This is a genomic window from Belliella filtrata (assembly GCF_022549775.1).
In the GTDB taxonomy this organism is placed as follows: domain Bacteria; phylum Bacteroidota; class Bacteroidia; order Cytophagales; family Cyclobacteriaceae; genus Belliella; species Belliella filtrata.
Genome location: NZ_JAKZGP010000065.1, coordinates 1 through 24,652 on the forward strand (window position 1 = coordinate 1; position 24,652 = coordinate 24,652).

18 protein-coding genes are annotated in these 24,652 nt (G+C 38.0%); 10 read left to right on the forward strand and 8 right to left on the reverse strand.

The window, feature by feature from the left end; translation table 11 throughout:
- Positions 1-142 precede the first annotated feature (142 nt).
- Positions 143-808, reverse strand: coding sequence for a ferredoxin reductase domain-containing protein (locus MM239_RS17660; protein WP_241349571.1), 666 nt, complete (start codon positions 806-808; stop codon positions 143-145).
- 383 nt (positions 809-1,191) lie between these two features.
- Between MM239_RS17660 and MM239_RS17665 the strand changes: the two genes are divergently transcribed.
- Positions 1,192-2,631 (forward strand): glycosyltransferase family 2 protein, encoded by a 1,440-nt coding sequence (locus MM239_RS17665; protein ID WP_241349572.1) that lies wholly within the window; start codon positions 1,192-1,194, stop codon positions 2,629-2,631.
- Between the two features lie 101 nt (positions 2,632-2,732).
- Here the strand turns inward: MM239_RS17665 and MM239_RS17670 are convergent, their stop codons facing one another.
- Positions 2,733-3,785, reverse strand: a complete 1,053-nt coding sequence (locus MM239_RS17670; RefSeq protein ID WP_241349588.1) for a M42 family metallopeptidase — start codon at positions 3,783-3,785, stop codon at positions 2,733-2,735.
- Positions 3,786-3,981: 196 nt separating this feature from the next.
- Here MM239_RS17670 and MM239_RS17675 point away from each other — a divergent pair, with 196 nt between their 5' ends.
- The 3 genes from MM239_RS17675 to MM239_RS17685 are packed head-to-tail and all read left to right on the forward strand — an operon-like array spanning position 3,982 to position 6,513.
- Positions 3,982-4,731, forward strand: coding sequence for a sulfite exporter TauE/SafE family protein (locus MM239_RS17675; protein ID WP_241349573.1), 750 nt, complete (start codon positions 3,982-3,984; stop codon positions 4,729-4,731).
- A gap of 19 nt (positions 4,732-4,750) precedes the next feature.
- Positions 4,751-6,148 carry an ATP-grasp domain-containing protein gene (locus MM239_RS17680; RefSeq protein ID WP_241349574.1) on the forward strand — a complete coding sequence of 466 codons (1,398 nt, stop codon included), beginning with the start codon at positions 4,751-4,753 and terminating at the stop codon, positions 6,146-6,148.
- A gap of 11 nt (positions 6,149-6,159) precedes the next feature.
- Positions 6,160-6,513, forward strand: a complete 354-nt coding sequence (locus MM239_RS17685) for a response regulator (protein ID WP_241349575.1) — start codon at positions 6,160-6,162, stop codon at positions 6,511-6,513.
- 29 nt (positions 6,514-6,542) lie between these two features.
- Here the strand turns inward: MM239_RS17685 and MM239_RS17690 are convergent, their stop codons facing one another.
- The gene (locus tag MM239_RS17690) at positions 6,543-8,426 is read right to left on the reverse strand and encodes an amidophosphoribosyltransferase (RefSeq protein ID WP_241349576.1); all 1,884 of its coding nucleotides are present in this window, start codon (positions 8,424-8,426) and stop codon (positions 6,543-6,545) included.
- A 491-nt stretch (positions 8,427-8,917) separates the two neighbouring features.
- On the opposite strand from MM239_RS17690, the gene MM239_RS17695 reads away from it, so the two are divergent.
- Together MM239_RS17695 and MM239_RS17700 are read left to right on the forward strand one after the other, a co-directional pair.
- Positions 8,918-9,238, forward strand: a complete 321-nt coding sequence (locus MM239_RS17695) for a hypothetical protein (protein WP_241349577.1) — start codon at positions 8,918-8,920, stop codon at positions 9,236-9,238.
- A gap of 84 nt (positions 9,239-9,322) precedes the next feature.
- Complete coding sequence (locus MM239_RS17700) at positions 9,323-10,648, forward strand: sigma-54-dependent transcriptional regulator (RefSeq protein WP_241349578.1); 1,326 nt, start codon at positions 9,323-9,325, stop codon at positions 10,646-10,648.
- Between the two features lie 493 nt (positions 10,649-11,141).
- On the opposite strand, the gene MM239_RS17705 is transcribed toward MM239_RS17700, so the two are convergent.
- From MM239_RS17705 to tsaD, 4 genes are read right to left on the reverse strand one after another with little or no spacing between them, the layout of a single operon-like run.
- Entirely contained in the window at positions 11,142-13,622 is a 2,481-nt protein-coding gene (locus MM239_RS17705; protein WP_241349579.1) for a hybrid sensor histidine kinase/response regulator, read from the reverse strand.
- Between the two features lie 45 nt (positions 13,623-13,667).
- On the reverse strand, positions 13,668-14,174 hold the full coding sequence (locus tag MM239_RS17710; RefSeq protein ID WP_241349580.1) for an HNH endonuclease: 507 nt from the start codon (positions 14,172-14,174) through the stop codon (positions 13,668-13,670).
- 53 nt (positions 14,175-14,227) lie between these two features.
- Positions 14,228-14,692 carry an SsrA-binding protein gene (gene smpB / locus MM239_RS17715; RefSeq protein ID WP_241349581.1) on the reverse strand — a complete coding sequence of 155 codons (465 nt, stop codon included), beginning with the start codon at positions 14,690-14,692 and terminating at the stop codon, positions 14,228-14,230.
- Between the two features lie 60 nt (positions 14,693-14,752).
- The gene (gene tsaD / locus MM239_RS17720) at positions 14,753-15,760 is read right to left on the reverse strand and encodes a tRNA (adenosine(37)-N6)-threonylcarbamoyltransferase complex transferase subunit TsaD (RefSeq protein ID WP_241349582.1); all 1,008 of its coding nucleotides are present in this window, start codon (positions 15,758-15,760) and stop codon (positions 14,753-14,755) included.
- 14 nt (positions 15,761-15,774) lie between these two features.
- On the opposite strand from tsaD, the gene MM239_RS17725 reads away from it, so the two are divergent.
- From MM239_RS17725 to MM239_RS17740, 4 genes are all read left to right on the forward strand, one after another.
- Positions 15,775-20,361: a translocation/assembly module TamB domain-containing protein gene (locus MM239_RS17725; RefSeq protein ID WP_241349583.1), complete on the forward strand. Its 4,587-nt coding sequence runs from the start codon at positions 15,775-15,777 to the stop codon at positions 20,359-20,361.
- Positions 20,362-20,431: 70 nt separating this feature from the next.
- The gene (locus tag MM239_RS17730; RefSeq protein WP_241349584.1) at positions 20,432-21,733 is read left to right on the forward strand and encodes a cryptochrome/photolyase family protein; all 1,302 of its coding nucleotides are present in this window, start codon (positions 20,432-20,434) and stop codon (positions 21,731-21,733) included.
- Complete coding sequence (locus tag MM239_RS17735; RefSeq protein ID WP_241349585.1) at positions 21,730-22,686, forward strand: Smr/MutS family protein; 957 nt, start codon at positions 21,730-21,732, stop codon at positions 22,684-22,686. Before MM239_RS17730 ends, MM239_RS17735 begins: the two co-directional genes overlap by 4 nt.
- Before the next feature lie 3 nt (positions 22,687-22,689).
- Positions 22,690-23,523, forward strand: a complete 834-nt coding sequence (locus tag MM239_RS17740) for a hypothetical protein (protein WP_241349586.1) — start codon at positions 22,690-22,692, stop codon at positions 23,521-23,523.
- A gap of 35 nt (positions 23,524-23,558) precedes the next feature.
- Here MM239_RS17740 and MM239_RS17745 read toward each other — a convergent pair whose 3' ends face one another.
- Positions 23,559-24,437: a carboxypeptidase-like regulatory domain-containing protein gene (locus MM239_RS17745; RefSeq protein WP_241349587.1), complete on the reverse strand. Its 879-nt coding sequence runs from the start codon at positions 24,435-24,437 to the stop codon at positions 23,559-23,561.
- Positions 24,438-24,652: the final 215 nt, after the last annotated feature.

Below are 24,652 nucleotides of genomic sequence, written 5' to 3' on the forward strand. Positions count from 1 at the left end.
TGAAATTAATAATGTTCATGGCTGTTTTTTTTTCCAATTACATCAATTTCAGCTACACTGAAAACTATTTGACACTAGCTGTCAAACAAAATTTGGTAACGTGTCAAATTCGGGGGAGTCATATTATAAAATATCATAAACATTATTCTTCAAAAGTAATTCCATTCGGATCTGCCCCAAGCTGCTTGAGTGCTTCGCTTACACTTTCGACCATCGGTTCAGGGCCACAAACATAAAATTGTTGGGAAAAATCACTCAAATATTGCTTTAGAAACTCCATATTTACACGGCCATATTCGTGATCATCAAGCTTTTCTTTGTCCAAAACTGATATAAAATCTTCCCCCAAAATCTCATGAAAATAGGATTCTAGCATCACATCTTTGCCCGTTTTATTAGCGAAAATCAGTTTATTCCCTAGCAAATCATCTTTAGACTTAAGCATCTTAAGAATGCTAATGAAAGGTGTAACACCTGCACCACCAGCAATGAAAACACCTTTTCCTTTGTAAGAAATAGCTCCCCAAGCTTCTTCAATGATCAACTCATCGCCTTCCACCAAATCTTCAATTCGCTTGGTAACACCATCATGATCCCGATAGGACTTGATCACAAATTCCAAATGATCATCTTCAGGTAAATTCGTAAAAGTAAATGGCCTTTTTTCATCCTTCCACTTTTCTTCATTGATAGCAACTTCAGTCGCCTGACCAGGTTCAAACCTATATCCTTGTGGTTTTTCTGTTCGTAACCTTTTGACATCATGGGTGAGTGATAATACATCGGTAATTTTGACTGTGTGGCTCATAAAATTTTTGTTTTGGTTAAACTTTGCTTAAACACAAAAGATATGAGAGCAATTATTGTTCAAAACTTCTCTCATCCAGATTTTAATTTCAGTACAATTTGTCAATAGGGAAATTTCTAGTTTCCACGAAAAAATTCCCCGTTGACCAAAAAAAATCCCCAACATGAGGAATTTAATATGTTAAAATTCCCATAATGGGATTTTTATACTCAAATTTTAATTCCGTATAAATTCATCTCTAACGTTTTGGTGTTTGCAAGTAAACTTTCGCTGTTAAAAACAACCAATTTCACTTAAAATGAAGGAATTATGACCTATTCGATTAAAATTAAAAATTCAGGCATTAGAATTGGCAAAGGATATTGAATCATCAATTCTAAAATATGATCAATTCTTACAAAAGCTTAACTTCATCTGCTAACACCAAAATATCCAAAATACCATTCGGCTTTACGGTTAACCCTCATAAACTTAATGTAGGCAAATTTAATGGTAAATTCTCAAAGCATGAAAAATGGATGATTGCACTTACTTTTTTGACTTTACCAATTGCAATATGCGGACTATTCATCTTTGAGGCTGAGTTTGAGCAGTTGCATATTAAGAGGCTTACTTCTAGTTGGGGTTTTTGGACTTACGCAATTTCTATTGTTTTGTTAAGTATCAAAGTCTTGTTTATTGGGTGGATATTTTCATTATACAAAGCTTACAAGCCGATTATATCAGTTTCTGATGATCTGCTACCAAATTGCACAGTCATAGTCCCTGCATACAATGAAGGTGAGATGGTGTATCGTACCTTGAAAAGCCTTGCAAATAGTAATTTCCCTGACAAAAAATTACAAGTGATTGCGCTTGACGACGGAAGCAAAGACGACACTTGGAAGTGGATGAAAAAAGCTAAATCTGAACTTGGAAATAACTTAACCATTTTGCAACAACCCCAAAACATGGGTAAAAGAGCTGCGCTACATAGAGGGTTCTTAATGGGTACTGGAGAGGTTTTCATCACAGTAGATAGCGACTCACTTGTCAATAGAAACACCCTTAGAAACCTTGCAAGTCCATTTGTTAACAATGGAAAAGTGGGTGCAGTAGCTGGAAACGTCATGGTACTCAACAAGGACAAAGGCATCATTCCCAAAATGCTGCAAGTTAGTTTCGCATTTAGTTTCGAATTTATAAGGTCGGCACAGAGTACATTAGGTTCTGTGCTTTGTACTCCTGGTGCATTAGCTGCTTATAAAAAAGAAGCTGTGATGAATTGCTTAGAAGACTGGGTTAATCAGGAGTTCATGGGAAAAAAAACAGATATCGGAGAAGATCGAGCCATGACCAACATGATTTTGAAGCAAGGGTACGAGGTGAAATTCCAAAAAAATGCAGAGGTGTATACAAATCTTCCAACTTCTTACAACACCCTTACCAAAATGTTTACGCGTTGGGAAAGAAGCAATGTAAGGGAGAACATCATGTTGACCAAATTTGCCTTTTCAAATTTTAGAGAAGGTAATAAAACAGGCACAAGGCTATTATTGCTAAACCAATGGATCAAGGTTATTATGGCCTACCCTGCCTTACTTATTCTGATTGCATTATTGGTAACGCAACCGCTACTCGTAATCTGCTCTATATTTATTGGCCTATTTGCATTTTCTTCAATACCAGCAGTTTTCTATATCATAAAGAGGAAAAACAAAGAAGCTTTGCTAGCTTATACTTACGCCATATTCTATACTTTCTCTCTGTTCTGGATTACTCCGTATGCGATTGCTACAGCAAGTAGAAGAGGGTGGTTGACCAGAACCTTGCCTGGACAGTAAAGGATAAAAAAGTGGCATAAATAAATGAGAAAGTGCTTGTTTGTCAATTAGACCTATAAGCACTTTCTCGTATATAGCTTTTAGAAAATGAGCCAACACTATCAATGGCTCCAATCGTATTGATCCAAATCCTCAATACAAGCATTTAAAAGTTTGATACTTTCAATGATATCACTTTTGTGCGCCATTTCTATTACTTGATGCAAGTGCCTTGTAGGGATAGAAATTGCTCCAGCGATGGCACCATTTTTACCCATACGTTGAACTCCCGCTGTATCTGTCCCACCAGCTGTCAGAATCTCTGGCTGCCATTGTATCTGATGAGTCTCTGCCGTCTTTTTCATGAAGTCTACCATCCTATAATCACAAATAGTCATGGCATCCATTATTTTTATCGCAGTACCTTTTCCTAACTCTGTCACTTTTTCATGTGCCTGAGCACCGGGCACATCAAATGCAATAGTAGTATCTAAAGCTATTCCAAAATCAGGATTGATGCCATGAGCAGCTACATTTGCACCTCTTAACCCTACCTCTTCCTGCACAGTAAAGACAGCATATAAATCAAAAGCAGGATCTTTGATCGTCTTTAATGTTTCTATCAAGATATATACAGCTACTCGGTTATCGATGGATTTGCAGTTTACACAATCACCCATTTCGATGAGCTCTCTATCTCTTGTAATAGAGTCTCCTACAGAGACATATTTTACTACCTCTTCTTTTGTCATACCTAGATCAATGAAAAAATCCGTCGTTTTAGGAAGTTTGGTCCTTTCTTCCTGGCTCATCACATGAATAGGTTTCGAACCCATTACACCTACCAAATCCTTTTTCCCATGTATAATTACACGCTGAGCGGTAAGTGTCTTTGGGTCAAACCCTCCTAAGGTATGAAACCTCACAAAACCATTATCATCTATATGAGTCACAATAAAACCTATTTCATCCATGTGCGCCGCTACCATCACTTTTTTATTGTCAGGATTCTTTTTAGATTTTTTAACAACTACAACATTCCCCATATTGTCCACCCTCACCTCATCTGCATGTGGAGTGACTGTTTGAATCACTAAATCTCTGATCCTTTTTTCAAAGCCTGGAGCTCCAGCGATTTCACAAATACTTTTCAATAGTTGGATATTTACATTCATAGCATTTTTCATGAAGTACATTTCATTTTTTTTACTCAAATTGGGGAAACAATCCCCGTCTTTAACGATTTATATATATGTAAAGAAAGTCAAATTTACTAAAACTGGTATGGAATTTTCTTAGATAGGGGAAAAAGTAATATCAAACAAAGAGCATTTTACTTGTAAAGCTCTTCTTATACTACCAATTTAATTTATGCAATTGATACTTATATTAATCGGCGCATTCATTGTATTTATTTTGAGTACGCTGACAGGTGGCGGAGCTAGTCTTTTACTCATGCCGCTGGTGGCTGTTGTAGTGGGAGTCAAAGCAGTAGCTCCAGTCATGGCCATTAGCATTGGCTTAAGCTCTACTTCCAAAGTTGCTTTCTTTTGGCGAGATATTGATTGGAAGCTTTTTGCTTGGCTATTTCCTTCTACTATCATTGGCTCTATTTTAGGTGCCAGACTATTTGCAAGTTTATCAAGTGACTATCTTCAGATCTTAATTGGATTATTATTGGTCTCTACGGTAGTCCAGTTTAGGAAGCCAAGTAAACCAAAGTTTAAAATTAAAGCATGGCATTTTGCTCCCATGGGTCTTGTTGTTGCATTTCTTTCTGGATTGATCGGTGGAGTGGGTCCTTTGATGAATTCCGCGTACCTAAACTATGGTATTAGCAAGGAATCCTTACTTGGTACACGTTCAGCCAATGCGATCATCTTACACATTACAAAAATCATATCATATGCCTATTTCGGATACGTAACCGGAGAGGTACTCAAGTATGGTATATTAATAGGTGTTACATCCATGGTGGCTGTGTATATCGGCAAGATCATCCTTTCCAAAATGTCAGATCTATTTTTCAGACAAATAGTCGTTGCCAGTATGGTACTTAGTGGAATATTGATGCTTTGGAAAAACTGGGACACCGTAGAATCACTTATTTATAAAATTTAGCATTTAACACAATAATCATATGAAATTATCTATTTCTAAAAATGTTCATCTCGTAGAGCCTGGTGATTTTGAACCTACAGACCATTGGTATCCTCGTGTTTTAAATTCAAACATACACCCATTGGTCGCTTACTTTCTAAACCTATCTCATGAGCAAATTGCCGAAAGGTATCATCGTCTACATCCACAAAGTGACCTAGACACCCTAATGGAAATTTTAAGGTATCAGCCGCAATATTTCAGATGGGCAGGTACAGACCTGATGCATGTAACCAATCATGAGGGGAACAGAAGGTTGACGGTGATAGAAACCAACAGCTGCCCTTCAGGGCAAAAATCAATGCCGCTCCTAGACCTCAATGTAGAGCAAGGAGGATACAAAAGGCTTATTGACAAGACTTTCAAACCGATGGTAAATGCACACAAGATGGAAGGTGCTCTGGCTGTAATCTATGATAAAAACCCTATGGAAAACATCGGATACGCAGCTACTGTAGCAGATGTATTTGGAGAAAATGTTTACCTAGCCAAGTTTGATAAAGCAGACATAGATCCACCCGTGAAGTTTGAAAATGGTGTGATGTTTATCAGAAATGAAAAAGATGAATGGGTGCAAATCAGGGCTTCATTCAGGTATGTGACCCAAGAGCCCTGGACGAGGCTTCCAGAACAAACTAAAACTCTGATTCTAAACCCCATTGAGGCTTGTTTGGCTGGTGGTAGAAATAAAGAAATCGCTAGTGCTGCCTATGATGTCTTCAATGAAAAATATAAAGACAAGGGTATTGGAATTTTTACCCCAAAGACATTTCGAAAGGTAAAATATGCTGAATTGCAAGGTCATTTTGACCGATTGGGAGGAAGTATGGTTATCAAAGTACCAGACTCTAATGCAGGTCAAGGAGTATATACGGTCATCAGTCAGTCAGAGCTAGATCATGCCATGTCTGAAATAGACCCGAATGATGAGTACCTCATACAGGAATTGATTCACAGTAACTTCAGCAGAAATTTAGACCCTACTTCTGCATGGTACCATGTAGGTACTATTCCTGATTCTAAAGGTAGAAGTTTTGCCTTCGATCTTAGGCTCATGATGCATGCTACCGAAGAAGGGATTAGGCCTTTGGCAGTCTACAGCAGAAGATCTAGATTCCCACTGAATCAAGAGCTACCAGAAGACATGAATTCTTGGGAGGTATATGGCACCAACCTTTCTATTAAAGGAGAAGATGGGTGGACTTATGCCGATGAACGACTGATGTTATTTGATATTCGTAACTTTGGCCAACTAGGTCTAGGCGTGGATGAATTGATCAAAGGGTTTGTACAAAGTACCATGGCCGTATATGCCATTGATCAAAATGCCATCAAATCTTATGGAAATAGCCCAATAAAAGATTACATTAACCACTAAATTCAATAATCATGAACAAAAAAGTATTGATAGTAGAAGACGATGTGGTCTTCTGTAAGATATTAACAAAGTTTCTCACCAAGAATAGTTACGAAGTGCTTGATGCACAAAATGGTAAAGATGCTATAGAGTTGATGGAAATGAATAAATTTGAGTTTGCCATATTAGACTATAGACTACCTGACATGAATGGGATCGAGATTCTAGAAAAACTCAAAACGCAAAATAAAGAAGCCAAAACTATATTAATCACCCGATATGGTGATCAAGATGTCGCTTCTAAAGCAATAGATAAAGGTGCTGATGCTTTCATATCAAAGCCAATCAATCCTGATGAGCTTTTAGCGGTGATTAAAGGTTTATAAAAAAAGCAGCCAAATGGCTGCTTTTTTTATTAATATGCTCTGATGGCTTTACCCTCCATGAAATTCACAAAGGCCTTGTTAACGACCCTCATCCCTCCCGGTGTTGGGAAATCCCCTGTAAAATACCAATCTCCCAAATGGTTTGGACAAGCTTTGTGTAGATTATCCACAGTCTGATAGATCACTTTTACTTCAGCGGATATATCTTCAGAAGTAATGATCTCAGCGATTTTATCTGAAATCTCCTGATCAGAAAAAGGCTCATACAAGCCTTTTACATAATTATGCTTTAGGACATCACCCTCATTGGCTTTGCTATACACTTCATCAAGCAAGGAATGCATTCCTTTATCTTTGATAAGTTGGATCGTAGCTCTGAAGGCAATAAACTCCTTCATTTTGGACATATCAATACCATAGCAATCTGGGAACCTGATCTGAGGAGCTGAAGATACGATTACGATTCTCTTTGGATTCAACTTATCTAAAGTAGTCAAAATACTCTTTTCTAAGGTGGTGCCTCTCACTATACTATCATCTATCACTACCAAAGTATCTATACCAGAGCGAACGACTTCATAGGTCGTATCATAAACATTGGCAACCATGGCATCTCTATCAGAGTCATTGGTGATAAAAGTTCTCAACTTCACATCTTTTGACACCAACTTTTCTACTCTTGGCCTGAAATTGAGCAGTTCTTCCAAATCTTCCAAATGTGGCTTACCTTCGAGAAGTACTTCCCTCCTCTTGGCACTAAGATAATCCTCAATCCCCTCTATCATTCCTAAGAAGGCTGTCTCAGCTGTATTTGGAATATAGGAAAACACGGTGTTTTTCAAATCAAAATCTATCGCTTGCAAAATCTGAGGAATCAATGCTTTACCCAGATTTTTTCGTTCTCTATAGATATCTGGATCTGTTCCTCTAGAAAAATATATCCTTTCAAAAGAACATGATTTCTTTTCTCTGGCAGGCATGATCTCATATTCGCCAAAGCTAGCGTCCTTATTGATCACCAATGCATGTCCTGGTTGAATCTCTTTTATCTCTTTGAAATCTATATCAAATGCTGATTTGATCGCTGGTTTTTCAGATGCTACAACCACAAACTCATCATCTGCATAATAGTATGCCGGTCTGATCCCTGAAGGATCTCTTACGACAAAACTAGATCCATTACCTATCAATCCTGCCATAGCATACCCACCATCAAAATCCCTACAAGACCTCCTCAATATCCTAGCTACATCAAGTTCATCTTCAATCACCGCGGTAATTTGCTCATTGCTGTATTGTAATTTGTACTTATCAAAAATTCGTTGGTTTTCTTCATCTAAAAAGTGACCAATTTTTTCCATTACCGTAACAGTATCGGTCTTTTCCTTAGGATGTTGTCCTAGATCAACTAGTTTTCCAAACAGCTCTTCCACATTGGTCATGTTGAAGTTCCCCGCCATTACGAGGTTTCGACTCCTCCAATTGTTCTGTTTCAAAAACGGATGGCAAGTCTCTATACTATTCTCACCATGTGTACCATACCTTAGGTGACCCAACCAAACCTCTCCAGTAAATGCAATATTTTCTTTCAACCAATCAGCATCCAAAAGCGCTTCATCTCCGCCTAATTTTCGGGCCTTTTTGTATTTCTTTTGAATTTTATCGAAGATAAAATTTACAGCTTGTGACTCTATTGACCTATACCTGCTGATGTATCTTGTACCTGGTTTAGTATTGATCTTAATATTGGCTACACCAGCACCATCTTGACCCCTATTGATTTGCTTTTGCATCAATACATAAAGTCTATTTGAAACATATGCTGGGGAACCGTACTTGTCGATGTAGTATTGAAGCGGCTTTCTAAGCCTAATCATGGCAATACCACATTCATGTTTGATTTGATCACTCATTGAAAATGGATGAAAGTTATATTTGAGCTCACAAAGTTAGCGCTTTTTTAAATGATAAAAGAAGGAAATGGTGGAAGTATTGCATTTTGTAATATTGACTAGCTAAACTTCCGGTGCTTGAGCTAAGCAATACAAACAATGTATTCCACATTTTGGGGAAATTTAAAATCTCAATTTGTGGAAAATTTCCACATTTTTTCAAAATAAAATCCTAATTTTTTGAATTTAGGCATGGTTTTAGATAATGGTACAGTGTTTTCATATGATATTAACATATGAAAAAATTCACACTGATATTGTCCTTCTTAATTGGCTTATTGTTTTTGATCTTGGGTTCTTCTTATTCCCTCCAAAAACAAAAGTACAAACAAGGAGACAATGTTATGAATGAATTTTACGCTGCGGAATTGGAAAAAAGTTTCTACACTCCGTAGTAATTAACCATTATTAGATTACTTAACCAATTTATTACTAACCAAAACACCATAATTATGAAAAATCACATGATGATTGCCGCAATGTTCGCTTTTGGAGTAGCAGCTACTCCAATGTTGGGAAATGCTACTACGCTGGATAAGGTAGAAGTAACTATCAATATTCAGGACGACAAGACTAAAATCGAACCAGAAAATCTTCCCGCAGCAGTTAAGAAAACTATCAAAGAAGATGCAATGGTATCTGAATTAGCTATCAAGGAAGCTTGGGAAGGTATGAAAGAAAGTAAAAAGTACTATGTCGTTAAGTTTGATAATGGCGGAGAAGGTATCGATAAAAAGTACGATGCTGAGGGTAATGAAGTGAAAAAAGACTAATTGTCATTTCAAAATAGTATAAAAAGGTGCAAGAGTTTTTCTTGCACCTTTTTTTTCGTTAATTTATATTCAAATTGATCCTGAATGAAGAAAATCCTACTAATAGAAGACGATTTAAGTTACTCCAGAATTATCAAGAATTTTTTAGAAAGAAATGGCTATAATGTAGAGACAGCGGACTCGGTCAAAAATGGTTTATTGGAGGGTAAAAAAGAGGGAGTCAACTTGATCATAACCGACTTCAGACTCCCTGACGGTACTGGTCTAGAATTGCTAGCTCAATTCAAAGCCTTCAATAAAAAACTTCCAGTAATCCTCATTACCAACTATTCGGATATAGGCATAGCTGTAAAATCCATGAAAATGGGAGCCGCTGAATACATCACTAAACCTATCAATCCAGATGAACTACTCCTCACTGTAAAAGAAGCATTAGAAGAAGAACAAATAGAAAAAGAGCAATCCAAAAAAGCCTTTGGTGAGGAAAATTACATCGTAGGCAATAGCTCCGATGCACAACAAATAGAAAAGCACATCCAGCTTGTGGCTCCTACCGATCTTAGCGTCATCATCTTAGGGGAAACAGGTACAGGAAAAGAATACATTTCGAAAAGAATTCACCAGTTTTCCAACCGCAACCAAGGCCCATTTGTGGCTGTAGACTGCGGCACACTTTCCAAAGATCTTGCAGGGAGTGAACTTTTCGGACACGTAAAAGGTGCATTTACAGGCGCCAATGAAACCACCACTGGACATTTCGAAGCTGCCAATGGAGGAACTATCTTTTTGGACGAAGTGGGAAACTTAGACTATGAGTCTCAAATCAAGCTCTTGAGAGCTCTTGAGGAGAAAAAAATAAGAAAAATAGGAAGCACACAGGAGATTTCCATTGATGTCAGAATACTCGCAGCTACCAATGAGAACCTTCAAGAACAAGTTAAATTAGGGCTTTTTCGAGAGGATTTGTATTACAGGCTCAATGAATTCTCTATCAAAGCCCTCCCACTCAGAAAGCGAAAAGATGATCTCATGCTCTTTGCAGAACAGTTTCTTCTTGAAAGCTGTGAAAAACTAAATAAAGAGGCAAAGGAGTTTTCCAAAGAGGTTGCAAATAAATTTTTGAAATATGAGTGGCCTGGAAACTTGCGAGAAATGCGAAACATCGTTAGAAGAGCTACACTTTTGGAAAATTCAAATCAAATTACACTTGGGGTTTTACCTGATGAGATTACAAACAAAAGATCAACAGGCTCCTCTCATCAAACAGTCAAAGCTTTGAGACAGGATGAGGAAAAGAATGTAATTCAGGAAATCCTCCTTGCCAATCAGTACAATAAAAGCAAGACTGCAGAACAATTGGGTATAGACCGAAAAACGCTGTATAATAAGATGAGAAAATATGGCCTTTAAACTACAAACAATACCCACTGATCATTTGTCGACTTATTTGAAGCAAGTGCCTGATGGATTGGAAGCAACATTTGAAGCCTTGAAAGACGCCTAAATTTCAACCAAATCATTTAGCTTTTACTTCTGTATCCGCAATGGCATTTAGCTAAATTGAAGGGTGGTAATATCAAATCCAAAATGCTTGATAGTGAATTGAATTACTATATAGAAGTAGACAGCTATTATAAAAACCTTAACAGGCTTGGTATGTTTTACGAAAAACTGGATTATAATAAAGCAATGCCCTTTTTACTTATGCTACCAAATAGTTTTTTTATAATTAAGAAATCTCATGGACTTCATTTGAGTAAATATTTTTACTCAGGTAGGTCAATAAGAAAATCAAAAGGTAAAACATTTAAGCTTAAAACATACAATATCGCTTTCTTAAAAAAGCAATAATTAACAGAATTTGCTTTTTTAAGAAAGCAATTACATCTCAAATACAGTAAATCTATTTTTCCTCTAAACCAACCATCAGCGCTTTCAATTCAGAGATAAGGTGCGAAGTTTGATCCATAATACCGTCTAATTTATCTGACTTGATTGCTATTTCAATGTCTTTAGCCTTTTCAGCATGTTTTGATTTGATTTGCCCTAACCTACTGGCAAGCTGATGTGTCACCTCCCTGATGCTGGCAAAATCTTTTTGATCAAGTGCCGACTCTAGCTTCAAAACATCTTCTTTACCAGCCTCCACAAAATCTTGCATAATTTCTGCAAAAAGTTCTTCATCCCCCATGGCAAAGCGCTTCATATCACTAAGATCATACTCAGGAGACTTGGTATTACTAACCGCATCAGTATCTTCAATACCTTCTTTCTTCAATTTCATTGGCTTGTCTAAATTATTTTTGAGTAGATCAAATATCTTAAACTCATCAAATGGCTTCAACAACACATTCTTAAACCCGCGATTGATCAAACCTTGATGCTCTTCAGCAAACACATTGGCCGTCATAGCTATGATCACATCTGAAGTTTTATTGAATTTTTTCAATAAGAGTTCGAGCACTTCTACTCCACCGATCTCAGGCATTTGAATATCTATCAATGCGAGATCAAAATGTTCTCCTTTATAGTTTTGATTGAAGTCAACACCTCCAGAGAATGAATTCACTTTGGCTCCTCGACTCTCCAAAAGCAACTTGATCAGCTTCACCCCCATAGCATCATCATCTACCACCAGAAAGACATAGCCTTCAAGGCTGAATTCAGGATTGATCTCATCAGCTTCTTCAATTACTGGATCACCCAAACTCATAGGTACTCTAATCATAATGGTAGACCCCTCACCTACCATACTCTCCACTTCTATTTCTCCTTCCTGTAGGTCCACGAGTCGCTTGACAATAGAAAGCCCCAACCCTGTCCCTCCAAACCTACGAGTCACAGAGCTCTCCCCCTGGTCAAATTCATCAAATACCTTACGCTTCACTTCATCTGACATTCCTATTCCCGTATCAGCCACCTCCATTTTCAATTGATCATTTTCATAAGAAATATTAACCTTGATACTACCTTCTTGTGTGAACTTTAAGGCGTTTGAGATCAGGTTATTTAAGATCTGATTGATGCGAAGCTCATCCCCGACAAGTGATTTGTTTTTTGGCAAATCAACTACCCATTCAAAATCAACTCCCTTTTCCTCTGCTCTGAATGAAAAGAAACTTTGAATTGCATGAAAAAGCTTCAAGCCGTCAAAAGGTTCCTTTTCAATTGAAATTTTTCCTGCCTCTAGTTTTGAAAAATCAAGGATATCATTTACGATCTGCATTAGTGTACCAGAAGCAAAGCCTATCATTTTAACAAATTCTACCTGCTGATCATTGAGTTGAGATTTGGCAAGTGCTCCTTGATATCCTTGTATGGCATGCAAGGGGTTTCTAATCTCGTGACTCATATTTGCCAAGAAATTTTGCTTGGCTTCAGCCAAGTTATCTGATTGCTTTTTGGCTTCTTCCAGTCCTTCCCTATATCGATCCGCTTGGCGTACTTCTTTGAGAATGGTATATACAAATCCCAATGATCCTACTATACCAAACAACACCAAGCCTCCTAAAATCAAGGAAACATTGTAAGTAAGTTTGTATGCTGATTGATTTTGATCTTTGTATTGACCTAGTAAGTTTCGCTGTAGATTACCGATCAATGTTTGTATCTCAGAAAATACCTCGGCGTTTTTACCTTGGAGTGATGCCTCCATCCTTACAAAATTCTCCCTAAGCTCTTGCTCATCTTTATAAAGTCTCGTCACCAAATTCCTCAATGCTAACAATACTGAATCTGATTCCGATTTGCTAAGTCTTGAGCCAGATTGAGCGATATTAAGGGCTTCTATTTCTTCTACGATCTCTGTAATATTATCCCTATCATCAGTATCCAAAATCTCTTCTATAACATCCTCTTTTCGATCTCTTAGTTCAAAAAGATCTCTTCTTCTCACATTCCCCAAGAATTCCAATTCTGAAGATTGCTTTTGTCTTTGTATCTTGATTTCTATACTTTTCAGTGCCTCTTGACTAAAGTTCCTGTTGGTAAGTCTATACCTTACTTCTTCTAGTCCAGCATAAGACACAAGCAATTCTTGAATGTTGATGTTTATTTTTTCAAAGCTGTATACTTCAAGGCTATCGTCTGCATTTCTGTCTAGCCACTTTAACCTACTCACAATCCGCTCATAAGCTTCATTGAAAATCGAATCTCTATCAGAAGTTCTATCAGCTTTGGACATATCTAGTAAATAAACATCTGCCATTAGTCCATTGAGTTGTCTTAATTTCTCATTCGGTTCTGACAGATTCTCTACTGTATCAAGGAGATTTCTAATGCTGAAAAATGTAACCACACTTACACTGATCACTAGAAATGCTGCAAGAAAAAAGCCTAAAGCTACTTTGTTTCCTACCTTGAAGATATTTTTTGATTGCTTCATGAAAGAGAGATTAAGGTCACTTTGCGTCAATAACCATTCCAAATGTTAATAAGCCTTCACTCCCAAAAATGGCAGCCATTCTTCAGCTTGTCTTTCTGCATACTCTGATAGAAAAAAAACCAAACTTGGTTTGAATGGTTTAGATTGAAGCACAAGCCCTGATTGCTCAGGTGTCTTATCACCTTTGAGCACATTGCACCTATTGCATGCCGTGATCAGGTTCATCCAGTTGGTCTTACCACCTTTGGATCGGGGGATAACATGATCTATGGTGAGGTTTTTCTTCGAACCACAGTATTGGCAAGCTCCTTTATCTCTGCGAAAAAGATTGTTCCTATTCAGCAACACACCCCTGAAAGGAATATTCTTGTATTCATTCAACCTCAAAACTGCCGGGTAGGAAAAAACTTCATTCACTGTCCTCACTTCCATCCCCTCATAATGAGACAAGCAAGTTGCTTTATCCAAAAAAATCAGAACAAACGCCTTTTGAACTGTAATCACAGCTATCGGTGAATGATCCATGTTTAATACTAAAACCCGTTTTTCCATAATCGCTCATGTGAACATCTATGGCCAAAAAACAAGTTGTTTAAGCAATATGTTTAATAGGCCATTCTACTCATTTCCTTTTTAAGGTCTTTATCTTTGATATCATTTCTTTTATCATGCAATTTTTTACCTCTTCCAAGAGCAATTTCCATTTTGGCTAGCCCCTTGTCATTGACAAAAATTCTGACTGGAATGATAGAAAGTCCCTTTTCAGAAAATTTAGTTTCTAATTTATCAAGTTCTTTTTTGTTAAGCAATAATTTTCGCTCCCGAACTGCATCATGGTTGTAGCTAGCTGCCATAGAGTATGGAGCAATGTGCATCTGCTTGATATACAATTCTCCACTTCTAAAAAAGCAATACGCTTCAGTCAAAGAGACCTTACTCTCACGAATAGATTTGATCTCCGTTCCTTTCAGGACAAGTCCTGCCACAAACTTCTCTATAAACTCAAACTCATAGCTCGCCTTCTTATTTTTTATATTGATGATTTTCTCAAATCTCGACTTCTTATTCATACTATTCTTTTTATTGCAAAACTTACTTTTCGATTCGTACTGATAAATTTACAACCTGAATTACCCAATCTTCATTCTGGCTTCTGGGCTAATATCTAAGCCTACAAACGCTCCTTTCGCAAACTTATAATGTGCTGCCATGGCTATCATAGCGGCATTATCTGTACAATATTCAAATTTTGGTATGTATACATTCCAATGATGCTTTTTGGCCAAAAGTTCCAATTCACTTCTCAAACCCGAATTAGCCGAAACTCCTCCCGCTACGGCAATTTCCTTGATTCCATAGGTTTTGGATGCTTTCTTTAGCTTTTGCATCAATGTTTGGATCAAGGTATATTGTACGGAAGCACAGATATCATCAATGTGCTTGGATATAAAATCATCATCATGCTTCAAGTTATCTCTTAGAAAGTACAATATGGCTGTTTTGATTCCACTAAATGAAAATGTCAAACCTGGCATGTCTGAAATGGGAAACTGATATGCCTTTGGATTTCCTTGTTTTGCATGCTTATCTATCAAGGGACCACCCGGATACGGAAGCCCAAGAAGCTTAGCTGTCTTATCAAAAGCCTCTCCCACAGCATCATCCAAAGTCTCCCCGATCACTTCCATATCTAAGTGGCTTTTTACCAAAACTAACTGTGTATGCCCTCCACTTACAGTCAGACAGATAAATGGGAACTTTGGCTTTGGATCATCAATAAAATGTGCCAAAATATGAGCCTCCATATGATTCACTGCAATCAATGGAATATCCAATGAAAAGGCAAAGGCTTTGGCAAAGGAAACACCAACCATCAATGAGCCCATCAATCCTGGCCCTAGGGTGACAGCTACCGCATGCAATTGATCCTTTGGAATACCAGAAGATTCGATTGCCTCATGAATTACAGGAATCAAGTGCTGCTGATGTGCCCTAGAAGCTAATTCTGGAACAACTCCTCCATATTTTTCATGAACCGATTGCGTGGCGACAATATTATTAAGTATTTTGCCATTTGATATGATAGCTGCTGAAGTTTCATCACATGATGATTCGATAGCAAGAATATTTACATTCATTTTGTTATACTCCTTTGGAAAAGAAGTCGAAAGTTACGGAAATTTTACTGAAAGCCTTAAAACTGCTCTTCAGGATAGTTCTTTTCCTTGTTTTGAGCATTGTATTGATCGCTGGGGCACTTCAGATCCCAGCTGTACAAACCAAAGCCATAAGATACCTCACCAATTTTATCACAAAAAACACGGGATTTGATACTTCAATATCACGGGTAAATATCAGGTGGTGGGATGCAGTCAGCTTGGATGATGTAGTGGTCTATGATCACGAAGACAGCTTGATGATCAACCTTAAAGAGGTTTACATTGATTTCTCTGTAAAAGGACTCCTCGACCGTGACAATCCAAGCTTGGACCAAATCAAACTGATCAATGGAAATGTAAGACTTCTTTCACACAAGGAAGGAGAAGGTATGAACATCTCTGTATTCTTTAACAGGGTCAACAGCCTCTTCCCAAGATCAGACAAACCAACCTCACAACCAAAATTCAGCATTGGGAATATATTTCTTGAAGAAACTTCCCTGGATATTATCAACTATGTAGGTATACCTGTCACCTCTGGATTTGATTATAACAAACTCAGGTTTAGAGACCTGCTGGCAGATGCTGACGAATTCTACTCCCATGCTGGTGAGATAGGTTTCAAAACAAAATTCCTAAAGGGTATAGAGGTGACTTCTGGAATAGTGATACAACAGCTACAGACCACATTTACTTTTGCGCCTACTTTTATGGAGTTTGATGATTTGTATTTGAGGTCGAATGATACTCAAATCAAGAATTATTTGAAATTTTCATACGAATCCATTACAGCCTTGTCAAACTTCAACCAAGAGGTCGAAATTCTGGCAAGTCTGGATGAATCCACGCTAAACTTTCAAGACTTACGCTACTTTTCTGATCAAATCCCAAGCTTCCAAGATAAAATCACTTTGAGCGGAGACATCTTTGGTAAGGTGGATAAATTGAATTCAGATCAGTTACTGATCAGGTTTGGACAGCGATCAGCTCTTTTTGGGAAATTCAAGATTTCAGGATTGCCTTATGTTGATGAGACATTTTTTGAAATGTCACTCCTGAACTCTGTACTGAACAGTACCGACTTGGCTCCATATATCAGTCAAGAAGCTCAGCGTGGAATCAATAAGTTCAGAGACATCAGGTTTGACACTGACTTTTCTGGCTATATTTCAAACTTTACCGCCAATGGCAACTTCCGGACAGGAATAGGTCAAATGATCGGAAGGGTAAATTACAAAAACATCAACAATCAAAATAGCTATAATGGACGTGTTGAACTTCGAGATTTAGACTTGGGTGTTCTACTTGAAGACAAAGAGAATTTCCAAAAAGTCTCTCTCACTGGACAGATTCGAGGTACAGGCCTTACCTTGGAGACAGCACTAGTACAAATCGATGCAAATATCAGAAAGCTGGGTATCAACCAGTACAACTATGCAAACATCACCAGCAATGCTACCTTTGGTAAGGACTTATTCAGTGGTCGGCTTAAGGTTAATGACCCTAACCTAAAAGCCGAATTTGATGGTATTCTGGACTTACGTGACGGAAAAGACTCTGTAAGACTCAATGCCTCCATAGACACCGCTTACCTTCAAGATTTGAATATCATGGATCGTGACCTGTTTGTCAGTGGAAAGGTAGATATTGACACCAAGGGTATCACCCTTGACAATGTAGAAGGTATTGCAAGATTCAGTGAGATTGGGCTAAGCTATGAAGGAAGGAATCTTTCTATCGATAACTTTTTCTTCCAATCCCTCTTCACAGATGATTCAAGACTGATTTCACTAAACTCTGACTTACTTGTGGCGGGAATTTCTGGCAAATTTGAAGTTCAGAGACTTATCAGTGATGTCAGTCTACTCAATAAGCAGTATTTGGCCATATTAACCAACTCACCTGTTCCACAATCAAAGCAAAAGAGCGAAGATTTTGATCCCTATAACATCGATATCAATCTTAATTTTATAGATTTCAATCCAATCCTTAATATTATTGAACCAAAAGCAACAATTTCAAAAAACACTTTGGTAGAAGGAGCTTTTTATCAAACACCTGACAATACTATATTCAACTTCTTCTCAAGTATCGATTCGATATATTACAACGGAAACTTTCTTTTTGACACCAATATTGATTTCAACACCTCAAAACTCTCCAGCGCTGAGGATGTACTAGCTTCCTTTTACATATTTTCTAAGGAACAATTACTTGGAAATGGTTTACTATTCAACAACATGGTACTGGAAGCCATATGGGACCAAAACAGCATTGATTTTACTTACAAACAAGATCAATTCAGCAACGACAGCTATATAGATCTCAAAAGTGAAATAAAGATTTACCCAGATCACACGTCCATTATAATGGATCCCTCAGAGCTAAAAGTATTAGACAAAATATGGCGTTTTGCCCCAAACAATCAAATTTATATAGCCAATAGAGAAGTACTCTTCGACGGTATCAAGCTTGTCAACGAAAATCAATTCTTAGCTATAAATGGTAATATCTCACCTGACCCAGAGCAAATTTTGAGTTTAGAAATCAACGAATTGAATCTTGATTTTTTCAATACACTTAGCTTAAAATCTTACGAAGGAAGGGCAAATGGCATATTTGCTATCAGCAACCTGTACCAAGATCCAGAGATCAATGGAAACTTGGACATAGAAGATCTCTACATCAACAACTTCCTGATAGGAGATATAGAGGCAGCGACTTACCTTGCAGACAACAGGGTAAACTTAGAACTGACAAACACGCGTGAAGGAAAGAAAGTAATCGCTGTCAACGGGTACTTGAGTGGAGAAAGTGATGAAATCAACCTTAAAGCCAGGCTAAGAGAAGCAAATATTTCTATCATGGAGCCTTTTCTTGAAGAGTACATTTCTCAGATGGGGGGCATGGTCAATGGAGACTTGGAAATCAGTGGGACTTTATCTTCCCCCTTGGTAACCGGAAGTGGCAACGTCAACGGAGGGTCTCTCAAAATTAATTACTTGAATACTTTCTATACCATTGACGGAAACTTACTCTTTGGAGCCAATGATATTTCATTCAGAGAAATCACCCTAAAAGATATCAATGGAAACATCACAAGAATGAGAGGTGGCATCACTCATGATGGATTCAAAGACTTTTTGCTGGATATAACAGCGAACATGGATAACTTTCAAGTACTCAACACAAGCGTTAGGGACAATGATCTTTTCTACGGCACAGCCTATGCCACGGGTCGTTTAGATATATTTGGATCCACAAACAACCTAGACATCAACGCTAAAGCTACTTCACAAGCAAACACAAGAATTTTCATCCCCTTGGGTTCCTCAAATGTGCAAGCTCAAGAAGACTTTATCAGAATTATCAATGTCAGAGATACTACCCAAACTATTGACTTTCAAGACGCCGTCGAAAAACTCACCATAAACAATGTCCGAATGAACTTCGATCTGGACGTGACCCCAGATGCCTATGTCGAAATTCAAATTGACCCAAGAACTGGAGAAAACATTCAAGGAAGAGGCAGAGGTGTACTATCCCTTAATATTGACACCCAAGGTAACTTCTCTATGTCTGGAAATTATGAAATCACAGAAGCCAAATACAACTTTTCCTTATACAACATCATCAGAAGAGAGTTCAATGTACAACCAGGAGGGAGAATCACGTGGTTTGGCGACCCGTATGAGGGAATTATGGATCTCAGAGCCACCTATCAAGAATCCGTTTCACTTCAAAATCTCCAAACTGGAACCACCCAGGGCAGTGAGCTTGAAGACCCTCAAATGAGAAGAAGATGGCCATTGAAAGTTATCATGGACTTGAAAGGAAATATTTTGAGTCCACAAATTGACTTTGACTTTGACTTTTCAGAGTATCCAGAAGGTAACATTCAAACCTACATTTCTGCATTCAGAAATAGAATCGCAAATGATGAACAGGAAAAAAATAGGCAAGTATTCTCTGTGATCATGATGCGCTCCTTCTCTCCTGAGGGTCAGTTTAGTGGTGTCAGCAATATTGCGAGCTCCAACCTCAGTCAGTTGCTCTCTTCACAATTGAACAGCTTCATCTCCCAAGTGGATTCAAACCTCGAAGTAGATATAGACCTGGCAAGCCTCGACCAGAGTGCGCTGGAGACCTTTCAGCTGCGTGTGGCTTACACTTTTCTTGATGGTAGGCTTCGTGTGTCTAGGGATGGGGGATTTACAGACCTACAAGGCAATGCTGATATTAATAGTATCGCTGGAGATTGGCAGGCAGAGTACCTGATCACACAAGATGGAAGGTACAGGTTGAGGATTTACAATAGGAACAATTTCAATACATTCACTTCCTTGTCCTTGTCTAGGAATGTGGCTACTTACGGTATCTCTGTATCTCAAAATCTTGCGTTCAACTCGTTCAAAGAGCTTCTTGATAGGATTACCAAGAAAAATCGAGAGAAGCTTCGCATCAATGATACCGATGATTTTTTAAGGTATCAGTTTGAAAACAAAGAAAACTGGAAGCCTATTCCACTGGACAACCTCATTCGTAAAGATCCAGAAATAGAGAAAATCTTTGCTCCATAAACACTTTGTAAGTTTGATTTCAAACAATTGGTTAAGCTCAATGATTAGGTTCTTAGACTAGACAAAAACTATGGATAAAATAAACATATTTTGGTTTCGAAGAGATCTCAGGCTGGAAGATAATACTGGACTATTCTATGCTTTTGAACAAGATGAACCTGTTCTGCCACTTTTTATTTTTGACAAAAACATCCTCGATGATCTGGAAGATAAAAAAGACGCCAGAGTGACTTTCATTCATGATCAAATAGAATCCATATCCAAGGCGCTTGAAGACTTCGGAAGTAGTCTTTTGGTCAAGTATGGAGATCCTGTAGAGATTTACAAAGAACTCTTCGAGAAGTACGATATCCAACAGGTCTATACCAACAGAGACTATGAACCCTATGCAATCAGCCGAGACAAAAAGATAAAAGCATTGCTCAAAGAAAAGGGAGCTCAATTCTTAGACTTCAAAGATCAGGTGATATTCGAAAAAAGCGAAATCGTCAATGGCAGTGGGGAGTTTTATAAAGTTTTCACTCCATACAGTAAAGTATGGCTAGAGAAATTCAAGAAGCTGAATATTGAACCATTGAAATTGGACAAGCGGAAAAAAGGATTCTTCCAGACCAAAGTCATTGCTATACCGACATTATCTTCCATGGGGTTCTCAAAATCAGACATAAAAATCCCTCCACTTGAAATCAATAAGCCACTCATTAAAAAATACGATCAAACCAGAAACTTCCCTGCAATAAACGGGACTAGCAAGCTTGGGATTCATTTGAGATTCGGTACTATCAGTGTCAGAAGCCTTGCATTGGAGGCGGCACAACTCAATGAAACTTACCTGAATGAATTAATTTGGCGCGAGTTTTACATGATGATTCTCTTTCACAACCCTGAAGTTGTAGATAAGGCCTTCAAATCCCAGTATGATGCCATACCATGGCAAAATGATGAAGAAAACTTCAAAAAATGGTGTGAAGGCAAAACTGGCTATCCCATAGTCGATGCTGGTATGCGAGAACTCAATACCACTGGCTACATGCACAATAGGGTCAGGATGATCGTCGCTAGCTTCCTTACCAAGCACCTTTTGATCGATTGGAGATGGGGAGAGGCATATTTTGCTAAGAAGTTATTGGATTTTGAACTATCTTCGAATAATGGTGGCTGGCAATGGGCAGCTGGTACTGGCACAGATGCTCAACCATACTTTAGGGTATTTAATCCTGAATCACAGACAGAGAAGTTTGATAAAGAACTGAAATACATCAAAAAATGGGTGCCAGAATATGGTAAATCGACCTATCCAAAACCCATTGTAGAACATAAATTTGCTCGACAAAGGGCAATAGACACATACAAAACAGCATTGAATTCATGAATATCGGAGACCGGGTAAGGCTACTTCATGCCAATGAAGAAGGAGTAATCACAAGAATATCTAGTGGTGGCAGAATAGAAATTGAAATTGAAGATGGGTTCAAGATCCCAGCCATGAAAAATGAAGTGGTGGTGATCTCTTCAGCAGAGAGGCAGTATTTCGGCGATGGTATCAAAGAGGAAGTTGTCAAAAATCCACAAAATATCACTCCGCAAAGTGCCCAGGAAGCTGGGATATTTTTGGCCTACCTCCCGATCAACGATAAGGTATTGAGCGTTTACCTGATCAATCAAAGTCAAAGAAACTACATCAGTATCATCTCTGAAGTGTATGGCGACAACAGCCAAACACTACTTGCAGGTGAAATTGCAGCAAAATCAAATAAAAAAATCAGTGAGAAGACCATAGCGACCTTTGAGGAATGGCCTACTTTAAGTTGTCAGTTTATACCAATACATCAGAAAATTGAGAGAACAGAACCTAGCTTCGAGCGAAAAGTAAAATTCAAAGCAAGCTCATTTTTCAAAAGCAAGTCCAAAATCCCTCAGCTGGATAAGAACGGCTACCTCTTCAAACTCACAGACAATAATACCAAAGAAATAGACATCAAGCAACTCAATGAGTCGCTGGCTCCAAGCCCCAAGCCAAAAGCCCCTATAGATATGCCAAAACCTGCCTCAAGCATAGACTTGCATATCGAAAAACTCACCAAAGACTACCCATTCATGAGTAATAGCGAGATGCTACAACTCCAAATGGAGACCTTTGAAAAGAACCTCAACTATGCCATAGCACATGGTATGGATCATATTACATTCATTCATGGAATAGGAAATGGGGTTTTGAGAAAGGAAATTCACAAATACTTGAGTCAATTGAAAAACATTAAGTACTTTCAGGATGAGCAAAAAAGTCCATTTGGCTATGGCGCTACCCTTGTCAAAATCTCCTAAATCATGAGTGAAAAGCTTTCTCCTGTATTTCAGCTTTTTCAAGCTCAGTTTGAAGAAGCTCACAAACATTTCCTTTCTTTGGGGAAAGAATATAAAGCTAAAAAAGCTATAGAGTTGGAGCAAAAGCTGATTTTCTTGGACATTTTCACAGAGCTCATTGGGAAAATTCAATTTCAAAATCCAGCTCTCAAATTTGAACTTTTCGGCCCCTTCAATCAGATGTTCAAAGGTGTAAAAAAAACCAAACACCTAAAATTCATTCTAGAGCAACTTGCTTCTATCAGTCAAGAGCAAGACTTAACTTATAGAAGCTACGAAAAACACATCTTAGAAGAAAAGAAATCTCACTACAACAAAGCGTATGATCTTATTGTAGGAACCAGTTTGGGCACTTGGGAAAACTATTATGCTGAAGTAAAAAAGCTTAGCAAAAGCATCAAGCCTCTCGCTCTCAACACAGCTACAACCCAGATGATCAATGAGGAATTAGATTTTCTTGCCTTGGATCACCGTAGTAAGCTAGATTCCAAAGCCTTGAAAGACATATATGAAGGCATTAGGGTTATCATCGCTGTAGAAAACATACGGATCAAATCAGGGTTCAATCCTGTATTTGTCAAAGAAGTACATGTCAAAATGGCTCAAATACAGCAAGACTTACTAGCTTGGTATCAAAACCACCTGATATTACAGCACTTAGTGTACTATCATGGAGATAAGGAAGAAATATCCAAGAAGTACCAAGATCTCCTAAGTTTGCTAAAGGCTAGAAAGAAAAAGCTAACTCTAATCGTAGAAAAGCAATGTGAATTTCTTTTCGATAAGATTTTGGATTGAGTTTTAACCACTAGGTATATGCCTGCTAAGTTGATTCAATAAGTCTCCGCTTCCAATAAAATACTCGGCGACCCTTGCACCTTTTTCCATTCTCCTAAGCTACTATCTCTTATGTACATCTTTCCAAAAGGGTACTTTACTGGCATGGTCAATATACCTTGATCGCTGGCATTTTGATAGCCCACGAATTCTAAGGATAACCAAACCTTTCCTTCAAGCTGCAAGTCAGCTGCATCCAGAGCAACCTCTACCTCTCCTATTGCCGTATCTTCGATATCAAATACCTTTTCAAAAACCTTTCTATCTGGAAAGCCTGATGATTGTTCTTGGGCAACATAAATATTCACCCTGAAAACCAGGTCTGCAATCTGGTTGGTAGAAAGTACAAACTTTAATTTCTTTGGCATGATTTGCCTGTTTTTCGTATCGAATTCAATGGCTATTTCCCTTCCCAAGTTTTCTGATATCCGAGATTTGGAAGGGTTAAAGGCATAAGCAAAAACCGAGCGCTGACTCAAGCTCCCAAAGTTTCTCTCCCCATTCATGGCTTTGGTGGTCACTGTAAACCCACTCATTTCTAGTGCATATTGCTCAAGAAGTATTACAAATGGTGCTGTATCTTCAGCTGACAGTTTTTCTACAGGGACCAGTTCATTCGAATAGCCCATGCGGAAAACTCGGATAGTATCATTACTTGAAAGCTGATCAAGTCTTAGAGAAAAGTAACCAAGAGAATCCGAAACTGTACCTGTAAACTTACTTTTGACACCAACATTCGCATAAGCAACGGGCATCTCTGTATGTCTATCTAAAATCACTCCAGAGGCATAGCGACCCTGTGCAAGGCCAGGTAAATCCATAAAAAGTATAAAAATCAATATCAAGAGTATCGGGATGTAGAATTTTTGAATCATTGTATTTTCTGTGTTTCTAAAAAGATAAGCTAAAATTGTCAAAAATTAGATTTTGTTAATAAGAATTAACACTATGCTTACTATAGGCTTAATAGAGTAGGAAGATAGGGATTATTTCCCTATCTGTCCTCTCACACCACCGTACGTACCGTTCGGTATACGGCGGTTCTTTAAGTTTTGATTCTAACCTTTTGGTAATAGTCCGACAGGAATAC